Below are 13,327 nucleotides of genomic sequence, written 5' to 3'. Positions count from 1 at the left end.
TAATTTTGGCTAAATGTGCGCTGTGATGCCTATCACCATTGTATGAAAATCAGACAGAGTATTATTTATGCCGCTGCGTCTGTGTGAAATAGTGGCGGCGTAACGCATCATGCATTTGCATGCCCCCATGAGTAGATCCTGGATTTCATGCTTATGGGGGTTTTTCTCTATAGCGGGATAGCGGGATCGATCACGGGGTACCGTTATTTCCATAGCGCAGAAACGCAGGGCGCAGATTTAAACGTTCAAACCATGCGTTCACTGCCGGGAAATCCGGGTGTTCAAATGGCGTCATCTTCCAGCGATTTACCGACAATCCCAGCACAATATCAGCAAGGGTAAAGGTCTCCCCGGCAGTCCAGGCGCCCGTGCGTTGCAACTGTTGGTCGAGAATACCGATGCAGTGATTCCACTCCTTAATACCGGCAGCAATCGCGTTCTTGTCGTTGTAGTCAGGGTTTTTACGCACCAGAGCCGGAAAAACGTAGCGCCATGCGCTATTAAAGTCGGTGGCCTGCCAGTCCATCCAGTGCTCCACATTCGCGCAAGCTCGCGGTTCGCCTGGAAGCAGATCGTCGCGGCCCGCTTTACGCGCCAGATAACGGCATATGGAGTTGGATTCCCAAAGAATAAAATCATCATCAATCAGTACAGGCACCATCGCATTCGGGTTCATTGCCCGAAAGGCCTCCGTCTGTGTCGAGGCAAAGCCGCTGCCATAGTCTTCCTGTGAATACGCAAGCCCTGCTTCCTCGCAGGTCCACAACACTTTACGCACGTTAATTGAAGATGTTTTACCCAGTATTTTCAGCATGACGCGAATCACCCTTTGCGAGATTAATCGTTTAAAAACAATACACCAGCAACTCATCATATGGCTACATAGCCGTGAAGCACCAGCATGGTGCGCTGCCTCATTCTGGTTCACCAAAATGGGAGTGTTTGCCATGAGTTATCGCTAAGTTACTGAAATGTCATTAATCGCAACCTGGCACAGTGCTTGCAGTAACGCTAGCGCAGTGCAACACACAATTTGACAAATAGCTGGCTAGGGTTCCGGTTCGCCAAGGCGGATGTCTGGTCCAAGAGCTGGCGACCTCTGAGAGGTTACACGGCGGGACAAAAACCCGGGAGACAGCAGCACCAGTGGGTGTCGCGCTGCCCCCTTTTTTTTGTACCAATCAGAGGTCAATAATGAAGAAATCTCCATTACTCCGCTCTCTCGTGCTGTCGCTGGTCATGCTGACCACTCTCCCAACTTTTGCCGCCGTTAAGAAAGAGTTCAATGTCTGCTGGACAATCTATGCAGGCTGGATGCCGTGGGGCACCATCAGTAACAGCAAAATCATTGATAAATGGGCAGATAAATACGGTATTAAAATCAATATCGTACAGCTCAACGACTATATCGAATCGATTAATCAGTATACCGCAGGCCAGTTTGATGGCTGCACCATGACTAACATGGATGCGCTGACCATTCCGGCGGCGGGCGGCGTGGATAGTACCGCGCTGATTCTCGGCAGCTACTCCGAAGGCAACGACGGCGTGGTGATGAAAGGCGAGGGCAAAACCCTTAAGGACCTGAAAGGACAGGAGATCTATCTGCCTGAATTGTCCGTTTCCCACTATCTGCTGGTGCGCGGCCTGGAGAAAGCCGGTCTGGCGGAAAAAGATGTCACCGTGGTGAACACCTCTGATGCCGATATCGTCTCTGCCTTCGCTACCCCCAAAGTGCAGGCGGCTGTTGCCTGGAATCCGCAACTGTCGGTTATCAAAGGCACGCCGAAAACCACCGAAGTCTTTAGCTCCTCACAGGTACCTGGTGAGCTTATCGACATGATGGTGGTTAATACGCAGACCCTGAAAGATAACCCGGCGCTGGGTAAAGCCCTGACCGGGGCGTGGTACGAAATGCTGGCGCAGATGAAGGCGCAGAATAAAGAGGCGCTGAGCGCCATGGCGGCGGCGTCCGGTACCGATCTTGCGGGCTACCAGGCACAGCTTAAAACCACCCATCTCTTCTATACCCCCGCAGATAATCTGGCGTTTATCAGCTCGCCTGATTTACCGAAAACCATGCAGCGCGTTGCGACGTTCTCTTTTGAAAAAGGATTGCTTGGCGACGGCGCACAGAGTGCGGATTTTATCGGCATGGTCTTTCCGGGCAACATTTCTGCCGGGGATGCCGCCAACGTGAAGCTGCGCTTTGACGACAGCTTCGTGAAGATGGCCGCCGACGGCAAGCTTTGAGTCAATGACAGGAACTGACGCCATGCGACACATTAACCGCCATCCGACCCGGGGCATGCGTTTGACGCTTGTTCTGCTGCCTTTCGTCATTTTGCTGGCGGCGTACTTTCTGGGCTCTGCGGTGCGGCTGGAGGCCAACCCGCAGGATAAGCTGCTGCCTGGTATGCAGCAGATGCTGGACGCAATTTCGCGTATGGCGTTCACCCCGGATAAACGCAGCGGCGACTACCTTTTCTGGATGGATACGCTGGTTAGTCTGGCGCGCCTGTTGACGGGGCTGGCGATTGCCTCGCTGATTGGCCTGTGTCTGGGCATTACCGCCGGGGTTTTTCCGATGTGGCGTGCCTCGCTCTCTCCGCTGATGACCGTGCTGTCGATGATCCCGCCGCTGGCAATCCTGCCGGTGTTATTCATCGTCTTCGGGCTGGATGAGCTGTCGAAAGTGATGCTGATTGTTATTGGCATCACCCCGATGCTGGCCCGCGATCTTGAACACCGGGCCTGTGAAATTCCGCCGGAAATCCTGATCAAGGCGCAAACGCTGGGGGCATCAAGCTGGACGCTGGTGCTGCGGGTCGTACTGCCGCAGCTTCTCTCCCGCCTGCTGACCTCCCTGCGCCTGCTGCTGGGATCGGCCTGGCTGTTCCTTATTTCGGCAGAGGCCATCTCCTCGACGGCAGGGCTGGGGTATCGCATTTTTCTGGTGCGCCGCTATATGGCGATGGATGTCATCATCCCTTATGTGGTGTGGATAACGTTGCTGGCATGGCTAATGGATCTTGGTCTGCGTCAGTTGCATAAAACCTGTTTTCCCTGGGCGGAAGGAGGGAAGGCATGAGTTTTATCGAAATCAACAATATCTGGCAGGAATATGGCGCACATGTGGTGCTCGAACGCCTCAACCTGCGGGTCAATGCCGGGGAATTTTGCTCGATGGTAGGCGCATCCGGTTGCGGGAAGTCCACGTTCCTGCGTCTGTTGCTGGGCCAGGAAGCGCCAAGTCGCGGCACCATTTTGCTTGATGGCAAGCCGTTACAGGCTGAGCCGGACCGCAGCCGTGGGGTGGTCTTCCAGCGTTACTCGGTCTTTCCTCATTTAAGTGTGCTCGACAACGTCACCATTGGCCTGGAGCTACCGAATGCGCGCTTGCTGGGGCGTCTTTTTGGTGCCAGTAAGCGTGAAGCGAGAGACCGTGCCGTATGGATGTTGCAAAAAGTGGGCCTTGGACAGGCGCTGGAAAAATACCCCGCTCAGCTCTCTGGCGGTATGCAGCAGCGTCTCGCTATTGCCCAGGCATTCATTATGCAACCGCGCGTGTTGTTGCTTGATGAGCCATTTGGCGCGCTCGACCCTGGCATTCGCAAAGATATGCACGCCCTGTTGCTGCAACTGTGGGGCGAAACCCGGATGACCGTCTTTATGGTCACCCACGATCTCTCCGAGGGCTTTAACCTCGGCACCCGGCTGCTGGTTTTTGACAAGGTGCGTATCGACCCCCACGAACCCAACGCATACGGCGCGCGCATTACTTATGACATTCCGCTCAATGAAGCGCGGCTGGCGGAAATGACCAACCCGCAGCCCGATAACGTCTACGCATTAAGGAGTTAACTTAATGGCTTTATTAGATAAAGAAACATCTGTCCTGCGTGAAGAGACGCTGCCAGGCGGCGGCACTCTCTCCTTTATTCTCAAGCGTGGGCAGATCCTGCGCATGACCGACATCGAAGGTGGGGCAAACGTCAGCCTGATGATGCTTAATCCGCATGAAAAGAGCGAACGTCTGAACCTGCCCGATACCTTAAAAGGCCAGCATACCGCGCGTCTGACGGCAGGCCACTGTTTTTACTCTGATATGGGCCGAGTGCTGGCGGGGATTATCGCCGACACCTGCGGCTGGCATGACCCGTTTGGCGGTGTGCTGAATGCCGCCGAAGTGAAGGAGAAATACGGTCAGGGACGTTATCAGGATTTACGTAACGGCTTTTACCGCAACGGTACCGACAATCTGCTCATTGAGATGGGCAAGTGGGATCTGAACCTCGAAGACCTGCTGATGGTGGTGAACTTCTTTAGCAAAGTCACGGTGGATGAGCAGGGCGCTTTTACCTTCCATAGCGGTGCGTCGAAGACCGGCAGCTACGTTGAATTGTTTGCGCCAATGGACGTGCTGGTGGTGCTTACCGCACTGCAACATCCCATGGACCCCGCCGCAGACTATGCGCCGCGCCCGGTACAGCTGACCTGGCGGCAGGCGACAGACGAAAACGCTGCTATCGGGGCTTTGATGACGCGCCCGGAAAACGAGCGTGCCTTTACCAACACTCGCTTATTTGCCCTGTAAGGAGCCGCACGATGAATATCACCAGCCAGAAGCATCCCGACGAGGCCGTTTTTCGCCATGTGATCCCGGCAGGGGAACCGTATCTGTTTGAAGTAAAAAAGGGCCAGACCCTGCGTTTGCTGGATCTGGAAGGGAACCAGGCCGTGGATACGCTATTTTATAACGCCGACAATAGCCGTGAGCGCTACGATCCGCAGCGTACGTTGCGCCGCCAGGGCAATGCATATCTGACCACAGGCAGTGTGCTCTGGTCCAATATGGGTAACCCGTTGCTGACGATTGTCGCCGATACCTGTGGCCGCCATGACACCCTCGGCGGCGCGTGCGCCCAGGAGAGCAACACCGTGCGTTATGCGCTGGATAAACGCCATATGCATAGCTGTCGCGATAATTTCCTCTGCGCCTGCCTTCACGATGGGCGTCTGCATAAGCGTGATATTGGCGCCAACATCAACTTCTTTATGAACGTCCCGGTGACCCCACAGGGCGGACTGACTTTCGAAGATGGTATCTCTGCGCCAGGGAAATACGTTGAACTGCGCGCCGAATGCAACGTCATCGTGCTCATCTCCAACTGCCCCCAGCTTAATAACCCGTGCAATGGCTGGAACCCGACCCCGGCAGAGGTACTGGTATGGAACTGACACGCTGTGCGCGTTTGCGCCGTCTGATTTACCGTCTGTTTGAGGTGCGTGCCAACCGTTTACCTCTCACTCAGACGCGCGAGACACCACCGCGTCCGTAAACGACCAGCCCCTTATGGACGGCCATAAGGCGAGCCGAATTTCGGCGGGACGACCCGCCACGATTGAGTCATGACTATGTTTACGAAACTCCTTATCGCTAACCGTGGTGCGATTGCCTGCCGTATCCTGCGCACCTTACGCACACTCAATGTCACCGGTGTTGCTGTCTGGTCTGAGGCCGACGCCAGCAGTCTGCATATTCGTGATGCCGATGAAGCCATTAGCCTGGGCGACGGCCCGGCGGCACAGACCTATCTGGTCAGCGAGAAAATTATCGCTGCGGCCCGCAAGAGCGGCGCGCAGGCGATTCATCCTGGCTACGGTTTTCTTTCGGAGAACGCGGCCTTTGCCGAAGCCTGCGAAGCAGCAGGGATTGCATTTGTGGGTCCGACTCCGGAACAACTGCGGGTCTTTGGCTTAAAACACACGGCCCGTGCGCTGGCAAAAACCCATGGCGTACCGATGCTGGAAGGCACAGAGCTGTTGGCTAACCTCGCTGAGGCGCAGCACGCTGCCGCACAGGTGGGCTTTCCGGTGATGCTGAAAAGCACTGCGGGAGGCGGCGGTATCGGGATGCGGGTATGTTACAGCGCCGATGAACTGGCCGACGCCTTTGACGCAGTAGTGCGGCTGGGCAAAAACAACTTTAGCGATGCGGGCGTCTTTATCGAGAAGTACATCGAGCGCGCGCGTCATCTGGAAGTGCAAATTTTTGGCGATGGCGAGGGAGAGGTGATTGCCCTGGGCGTGCGCGACTGTTCGGTACAACGCCGTAACCAGAAGGTGCTGGAAGAGACGCCCGCGCCGAATCTGCCGGATGGCATGGAAGCGGCGCTGTGTGCGGCGGCCATCAAACTGGGTAAAGCGGTGAAATACCGCAGCGCCGGAACCGTCGAATTTGTCTATGACAGCAACGCAGAACGCTTTTACTTCCTCGAAGTGAATACCCGTTTGCAGGTGGAGCATGGCGTCACCGAGCAGGTCTGGGGGGTGGATCTGGTGCGCTGGATGATTGAACTGGCCGCAGGCGATCTTCCACCGCTGACTGAACTGGTTGCCGGGCTTACGCCGCAGGGGCATGCCGTACAGGCGCGCCTCTATGCCGAAGATCCGGGCCGCCAGTTCCAGCCGTCGCCGGGGCTGCTGACCGAGGTGGCATTTCCTCCCGACGATCGCCACACGCTGCGCATTGACAGTTGGGTGGAAGCCGGCTGCGAAGTGCCGCCGTTCTTTGATCCGATGCTGGCGAAAATCATCACCTGGCAGCCAACGCGTGAGCAGGCGATTACCCGACTGGATGCTGCACTGGAGGCGACCCGTCTTTACGGCGTGGAGACCAACCGCCAGTACCTGCGCCAGATTTTAGCCTTCTCCCCGTTTGCGCATGGCGAGCCCTGGACGCGTTGCCTGGAAGGGTTGCGCTACGAGGCCACCACTCTTGAGGTATTGAGCGCCGGAACTCAAACCACGGTACAGGATTATCCCGGTCGTCAGGGCTACTGGGCGGTAGGTGTGCCGCCGTCCGGCCCGATGGATGACCGTGCGCTGCGCCTGGGTAATGCGTTATTGGGGAATGCCGTAACCGATGCCGCGCTGGAGATCACCCTCACCGGTCCGACGCTGAAATTTAATACCGACGCCGTGGCGGTGGTGACCGGCGCGGCGATTAGCATCACCCTTGAGGGTGACGATGTCGCCATGAACAGCGTCTTTACCATCCCGGCAGGCAGCACGCTGCGTCTGGGCGAGGTGAGCGAGGCCGGCGTGCGTAGCTATCTTTGCCTGCGCGGCGGCATTAATGTGCCGGATTACCTTGGCAGCAAAAGCACCTTCACCCTCGGGCAGTTTGGCGGTCACGCCGGGCGTGCGCTGCGTACCGGCGATGTGCTGCATCTCAATCCTCTGGTCGATCGTGCAAGCGGTGCGGTACTCACGCAGGCGTTGCGCACCACACTGCCCGCAGTGCGTGAACTGCGCGTGATCTATGGGCCGCACGGGGCGCCGGAATATTTCACCCGCGAGTATATCAACACCTTTTTTGCCACTGACTGGGAAGTGCACTTTAACTCCAGCCGCACCGGGATCCGCCTGATTGGGCCGAAGCCGGAGTGGGTACGTGAGAGTGGAGGGGAAGCGGGGCTGCACCCGTCCAATATCCATGACAACCCGTATGCGATTGGCGCGGTGGATTTCACCGGAGATATGCCGGTTATCCTCGGCCCTGACGGCCCAAGCCTCGGCGGCTTTGTCTGCCCGGTGACGGTTATCGAAGCCGACCTGCACCAGCTTGGGCAACTGAAAGCGGGCGACAACGTGCGTTTCGTTCCGGTGGATGTGGCAACGGCCCGGCTGCTGGCGCAGGCCAGTCGTCAGGAGGTGGAAACCCTGCAGCCTGTGGCCTTCAACTGGCATCCTGCCGAGCTGGCCTCGCCGGTGGTGCTGGAGACCGGAGAAGGGGATAAACGACTGGTGGCGCGTCTTTCTGGCGATACCCACTTACTGCTGGAAATTGGCGAGCCGGAGCTCGACCTGGTACTGCGTTTTCGCGGCCACGCCCTGATGCAGGCGCTGACGTCCCGGGCGTTGGACGGGGTAATCGACCTGACGCCGGGTATTCGTTCGTTACAGGTACATTACCAGCCGGAAACCCTGGCGCTGAGCCGCCTGCTATCCATGATTGAGGCGCTGTGGGCGGATGTCTGCCAGCGTGAGGATCTGGATGTGCCGTCGCGTGTGGTCTGGTTGCCGCTCTCCTGGGATGACCCGGCCTGTCAGAAGGCGATTGAAAAATATATGACCACTGTGCGCCGCGACGCGCCATGGTGTCCGAGCAACCTCGAATTTATCCGCCGGATTAACGATCTGGAAAATATCGACGAGGTCTACAAAACCGTCTTTGATGCCCGTTATCTGGTGATGGGGCTGGGAGATGTTTATCTTGGCGCGCCGGTGGCGACACCGCTCGACCCGCGCCACCGTCTGGTGACGACCAAATACAACCCGGCGCGTACCTGGACGGCGGAAAACTCCGTCGGTATTGGCGGCGCATATCTCTGTGTGTATGGCATGGAAGGGCCCGGGGGATATCAGTTTGTGGGCCGCACCCTGCAAATGTGGAACCGCTATCGCGATGTAGCCGATTTTGACGGCAAGCCGTGGCTGCTGCGCTTTTTCGATCAGATCCGCTTTTATCCGGTCTCTGCCGATGAACTGCTTACCATCCGCCGGGACTTCCCGCTTGGACGCTATCCGCTGCGCATCGAACAGACCACGCTGCGCCTGGCGGAATATCAACAGTTTCTCGCCGATGAAGTGCAGAGCATTGCGGAATACCGCACCCATCAACAGCAGGCGTTTGCCGCCGAGCGCGATCGCTGGATTGCCAGCGGCCAGGCCCATTTTGACAGCAGTGACGTGATGGCCGACGACGGGGATGATGCCCCGCTCAGGGGCGGTGAAAGGGGCGTTGACAGCCCGGTTTTCGGCAACCTCTGGCAGGTCAATGTGTCACCAGGCAGCGTGGTGAAAGAGGGGCAGGTGCTGGTGGTGCTGGAGTCGATGAAGATGGAAATTCCCTTAACCGCGCCGCATGACGGCGTGGTCAGTCAGGTACGGGTGCAGCCGGGAACCTCCGTGCGCGCCGGGCAATGCGTAGTGGTGATGGAGAAAGCACAATGACACAGGCCTTTGATTTGCGCCTCAATACACTGGCGAAACGCTATCGTAGCGGTGAGATAACGCCGCGTGCGCTCATCACGCAATTGCGCGAACGGGCGATTGCGCTAAACCCGGAATTTCATCTGTTCATTCATATTCTGAATGAAGCTGAGCTGGAGCCCTATCTGACTGCGCTGGAACAGCATCAGCCGGATGACCTGCCGCTGTACGGTATTCCGTTCGCCATCAAAGATAATATCGATCTTGCTGGCGTCCCTACCACGGCAGCCTGCCCGGCATTTGCGTATATGGCCGGACAGGATGCCACCCTCGTACGGCAGTTGATTGCCCTGGGGGCCATTCCCGTGGGTAAGACCAACCTCGATCAGTTTGCCACCGGTCTGAACGGCACCCGCTCGCCCTACGGCGCCTGTCGCAATAGCGTACATCCTGAGTATCCGTCGGGCGGTTCCAGCGCCGGGTCGTCGCTGGCAGTAGCGCTGGGCGTCGCCAGTTTTTCATTAGGCACCGACACCGCTGGCAGCGGGCGCGTCCCCGCATCCCTGAACAATCTGGTGGGGCTCAAAGCCACCAAAGGGCTAATTTCAACGGCGGGCGTTGTGCCTGCATGCCGGACGCTGGATTGTGTCACCTTCTTTACTGCCACAGCCGCTGAGGCCAGCACTTTGCTGGCATTGACCGCAGTCCAGGATCCGAATGATGATTACAGCCGCCACAACCCGCTATGGAACAGCAAGCAGGCGTTTGGCGTGCCGCAGGCCGGGTTCCGTTTTGGCGTGCCGGATAAGCTGGAGTTTCTGGGTTGTGCCGAGAGTGAGGCACTGTTTTATCAGGCTAAAGCGCAGCTTGAAGCGCTGGGCGGTATACCGGTTGAGCTTGATTTCACCCCCTTCCTGGCAGCGGCAAAACTGCTTTATGAAGGACCCTGGGTGGCAGAGCGCTACCATGTGGCAGGTCAACTGATTGAACAGCAGCCGGATGCGGTACTGCCCGTTATCCGCGATGTTCTGCAAAAAGCCCCGACCACCGATGCCGTCAGCGCTTTCGACGGTCTCTATCGGTTGCAGGGCTATAAACGGCAATGCGATGCCTTACTCAACGGCCTGGATTGCGTACTGACACCGACCTATCCGCGCCCGGTAACGCTGGCCGAACTGCGCGATGAGCCGGTGAAGCGCAACTCTGATCTCGGGTATTACACCAATTTCATGAACCTGCTCGATTATGCTGCCGTCGCTGTTCCGGTCGGGTTTATGTCCAGTGGATTACCTTCCGGCGTGACTCTGTTTGGCCGCGCCTTTACCGATCAGTATCTGTTGAGTGTGGCGGATGCATTGCAGCGTCAAAAGCCGCTGAACTTGCCTGGGGGCAATACCATTGAAGCCGATATCCCTGCGCATGCCGCCGCAAATGATCGGGTAAAAGTGGTGGTCTGCGGTGCGCATCTGGACGGTCTGGCGCTCAATTATCAATTGCGTCAGCGTCAGGGATATCTGGTGGAGGCCGCACTGAGCGCACCGGCCTATCGCCTCTATGCGCTGGCGGATGGCAAACGTCCTGGTATGGTTCGCGTCGCCGAAGGCGGCAGGGCTATTGCCGTTGAGGTGTGGGCGCTACCGTCCAGCGAGCTGGGATCGTTTCTCGCAGGTATCCCGGCGCCGCTGGGGTTAGGCAAAGTGGAACTCGAACAGGGCCAGTGGCTGACTGGATTCATTTGTGAAAATAATGGATTAGAGGGCGCAACGGACATCACGGAATATGGCGGCTGGCGCGCATGGCTTGCCAGCCGGGAGATTGTTAAGCAGCTCTAAAGTGTAAAGAAGTTTCGTCAGCGGTTAATAATTGACGTTGCGCATGCTTTCGCTCAAAAAACAGCCATACTATAAGTTGTACCTGATGGCTGACAAGGGGGGGGGACGTATGACCGTTGACGAACTTACACAACGTCTGTTGGACAAACTGGTTGATGCCAGAGCTGATCTTGCGATTTATATCCAGATGCGAAAAGCGAAAGGGTATATGTCCGTCAGCGAAAACGATCAATTACGCGAGCACTTCTTCGATCTTGCCAGGGAAATACGCGATAACGGTGTGCAATTGAATACCTTGCAGGATGCCGATACCCGAGGTGCTTTGTATCGTGCGGAAGAGGCTATCTCCTCCGTGGCAGTTTGCCTGTTAAGCGGGCGTCAGGATTGCCCAACCTATATAGCGGTGAATGTCGAGAAACTGGAAAAAGCCTTTAATGTGCTTAATTTCAGTATCAAGTATCTTTGCGAACATGTACCGCTCGCCGAAATCTAAACGCGGGGGAGGCCACTCCCCCCTTTCTTTTTAAGCTTTTGTAAAAATCCTCTTTCCCCTGGCCGTGCTGGCTACCCTTTATGCACACCATGAATAAAGGAGTGCGTCATGCATCGTTCCGCCGCGTTTGTTATTCCTGCGATATTCCTTTCTGCCTCTGTCATGGCGGCACCCGCCCCCGTTAAGGTTGAGGTGTTACAAACCAAACTCGATCATCCCTGGTCTCTGGCTTTTTTGCCCGGCGATCAGGGCATACTGATAACGATGCGCGGCGGGCAGTTGCGGCAATGGCGGCCGGGGAAAGGCCTTTCTGATCCGATAACCGGCATTCCGAAGGTATGGGCTAATGCGCAAGGCGGGCTGCTGGATGTGGTACTGGCCCCGGATTTTGCGCAGTCGCGTCGGGTCTGGCTGAGCTATGCCGAAGCCGGGCAGGACGGTAAAGCGGGCACGGTGGTAGGGTATGGACGCCTTAGCGATGATGCAAAACACCTTGAAGCTTTTAAGGTGGTGTTTCGCCAGCAGCCAAAATTGTCGACCGGCAATCACTTTGGTGGGCGCATGGTGTTTGACGGTAAAGGCTATCTGTGGATTGCGCTTGGGGAAAATAACCAACGCCCCACCGCACAAGATCTCGGCAAACTACAGGGCAAGCTGATTCGCCTGACCGACCAGGGTAACGTCCCGCCGGATAACCCCTTCGTTGGCAAGCCCGGCGCACGACCGGAAATCTGGGCATACGGGCTTCGTAACCCACAGGGGATGGCGATGAACCCGTGGAGTCATACCCTGTGGATGCATGAGCATGGCCCGCGTGGCGGCGATGAAATCAATATTGCCGGGAAGGGGAAAAACTACGGCTGGCCGCTGGCGACCTGGGGAATAAATTACAGCGGATTGCCTATCCCCGAGGCGAAAGGCGGCAAGGTCGACGGCACCGAGCAGCCCATCTTCTACTGGAAAAAATCTCCGGCTATCAGCGGGATGGCGTTCTATAACGCCGATCTCTTCCCCGAGTGGAAAAATAAACTTTTTATCGGTGCGCTGAAAGATGAAGACGTCATCGTGATGAGCGTAAACGGCAACACCGTTACCGAAGACGGACGCATCCTCAAAGACCGAAAGGCGCGCATTCGCGATGTTCGCGTCGGGCCTGATGGCTATCTGTACGTGCTGACCGATGCGTCAGACGGGGAACTGCTGAAAGTCAGCCCGGCGCGGTAAGGGGCACCGGGCAGGCTTATCAGGTCACCGGAATCATGACCACGTCACGAAATGCCGGGCGCTGCGTCAGTGCCTGGTACCAGCGCTCAAGGTGTGGACGTGGCGTCCAGCTCAGACCGATGTTGTAGAGGTTGTAGATAAAGGGCGCGACGGCGATATCACCGGGGCCGAATTCTGTGCCTGAGAGCCAGGGCTGTTGCGCCAGCGCGTCGTCAAGGAGGGCAAACAGCGCTTCGCAGGCATTGATGCCCGCTTCGATGGCCGCATTGTCGCGTTTATCCACGGGCGTACGCACCAGGCCTACGAGCAAAATACCGTGTTTCGGTGCCAGCGTGGACAGCGCCCAGTCCATCCATTTTTCCCCCTGCGCGCGTACCGCAGGTTCATCATTCCACAGGCGGCGTTGACCGTACTGTGCGGCCAGGTAGCGAACAATGGTATTGGATTCCCACAGGACGACATCGGTTTCGTCATCGCGCAGCAATGGCACGAGACCGTTGGGATTCATTGCCAGAAATTCGGCTTCGCGATTCAGGCCAAACGCGCCGCCTGCGAGTATATGTTCATACGGCAGTTCCAGCTCTTCGAGTATCCAGCGCACTTTTTTGACGTTGGATGAGTTATTCCTGCCCCATAGCGTAATCATGTTACCCCCTTGCGTTTACACTCCTGTCTGAGGCCTTCTATGTTGAGATAAAGTTAACGTTCTGGCAACGATTTACAAAATTATCCACGCGCCAGAGCACAACAATATGTTATTGCATAAACTTTACCTTTC

General features: G+C 56.9%; 11 protein-coding genes and 1 riboswitch. Of the genes, 9 read left to right on the top strand and 2 right to left on the bottom strand.

Going from position 1 to position 13,327, the window contains the following annotated elements; translation table 11 throughout:
* Positions 1 to 190 precede the first annotated feature (190 nt).
* Positions 191 to 814, bottom strand: coding sequence for a glutathione S-transferase family protein (locus tag AAIG39_RS12015; protein WP_090087016.1), 624 nt, complete (start codon positions 812 to 814; stop codon positions 191 to 193).
* Between the two features lie 223 nt (positions 815 to 1,037).
* Positions 1,038 to 1,136, top strand: a riboswitch (guanidine-I (ykkC/yxkD leader).
* Positions 1,137 to 1,194: 58 nt separating this feature from the next.
* Between AAIG39_RS12015 and AAIG39_RS12010 the strand changes: the two genes are divergently transcribed.
* The 9 genes from AAIG39_RS12010 to AAIG39_RS11970 all read left to right on the top strand — a co-directional run bounded on the left by AAIG39_RS12010 (position 1,195) and on the right by AAIG39_RS11970 (position 12,549).
* On the top strand, positions 1,195 to 2,253 hold the full coding sequence (locus AAIG39_RS12010; protein ID WP_343193939.1) for a putative urea ABC transporter substrate-binding protein: 1,059 nt from the start codon (positions 1,195 to 1,197) through the stop codon (positions 2,251 to 2,253).
* 22 nt (positions 2,254 to 2,275) lie between these two features.
* Positions 2,276 to 3,091 (top strand): ABC transporter permease, encoded by an 816-nt coding sequence (locus tag AAIG39_RS12005; RefSeq protein WP_249568621.1) that lies wholly within the window; start codon positions 2,276 to 2,278, stop codon positions 3,089 to 3,091.
* Positions 3,088 to 3,864: an ABC transporter ATP-binding protein gene (locus tag AAIG39_RS12000; RefSeq protein WP_090087022.1), complete on the top strand. Its 777-nt coding sequence runs from the start codon at positions 3,088 to 3,090 to the stop codon at positions 3,862 to 3,864. Before AAIG39_RS12005 ends, AAIG39_RS12000 begins: the two co-directional genes overlap by 4 nt.
* A gap of 4 nt (positions 3,865 to 3,868) precedes the next feature.
* Positions 3,869 to 4,597: an urea amidolyase associated protein UAAP1 gene (locus AAIG39_RS11995; RefSeq protein ID WP_343193938.1), complete on the top strand. Its 729-nt coding sequence runs from the start codon at positions 3,869 to 3,871 to the stop codon at positions 4,595 to 4,597.
* 11 nt (positions 4,598 to 4,608) lie between these two features.
* Positions 4,609 to 5,241, top strand: coding sequence for an urea amidolyase associated protein UAAP2 (locus tag AAIG39_RS11990; protein ID WP_090087026.1), 633 nt, complete (start codon positions 4,609 to 4,611; stop codon positions 5,239 to 5,241).
* A gap of 177 nt (positions 5,242 to 5,418) precedes the next feature.
* Positions 5,419 to 9,021 (top strand): urea carboxylase, encoded by a 3,603-nt coding sequence (uca, locus tag AAIG39_RS11985; RefSeq protein WP_343193937.1) that lies wholly within the window; start codon positions 5,419 to 5,421, stop codon positions 9,019 to 9,021.
* Positions 9,018 to 10,832: an allophanate hydrolase gene (atzF, locus tag AAIG39_RS11980; RefSeq protein ID WP_343193936.1), complete on the top strand. Its 1,815-nt coding sequence runs from the start codon at positions 9,018 to 9,020 to the stop codon at positions 10,830 to 10,832. Before uca ends, atzF begins: the two co-directional genes overlap by 4 nt.
* Positions 10,833 to 10,941: 109 nt before the next feature.
* Positions 10,942 to 11,325 carry a biofilm formation regulator BssR gene (locus AAIG39_RS11975; RefSeq protein ID WP_090087032.1) on the top strand — a complete coding sequence of 128 codons (384 nt, stop codon included), beginning with the start codon at positions 10,942 to 10,944 and terminating at the stop codon, positions 11,323 to 11,325.
* A 108-nt stretch (positions 11,326 to 11,433) separates the two neighbouring features.
* Positions 11,434 to 12,549, top strand: coding sequence for a PQQ-dependent sugar dehydrogenase (locus tag AAIG39_RS11970; protein WP_343193935.1), 1,116 nt, complete (start codon positions 11,434 to 11,436; stop codon positions 12,547 to 12,549).
* Positions 12,550 to 12,568: 19 nt separating this feature from the next.
* Here the strand turns inward: AAIG39_RS11970 and AAIG39_RS11965 are convergent, their stop codons facing one another.
* Positions 12,569 to 13,195, bottom strand: coding sequence for a glutathione S-transferase family protein (locus AAIG39_RS11965; protein WP_343193934.1), 627 nt, complete (start codon positions 13,193 to 13,195; stop codon positions 12,569 to 12,571).
* Positions 13,196 to 13,327: the final 132 nt, after the last annotated feature.

This window comes from Phytobacter palmae (assembly GCF_039409775.1).
Classification (GTDB): domain Bacteria; phylum Pseudomonadota; class Gammaproteobacteria; order Enterobacterales; family Enterobacteriaceae; genus Phytobacter; species Phytobacter palmae.
This window is presented reverse-complemented; position numbering and strand designations above follow the sequence as displayed.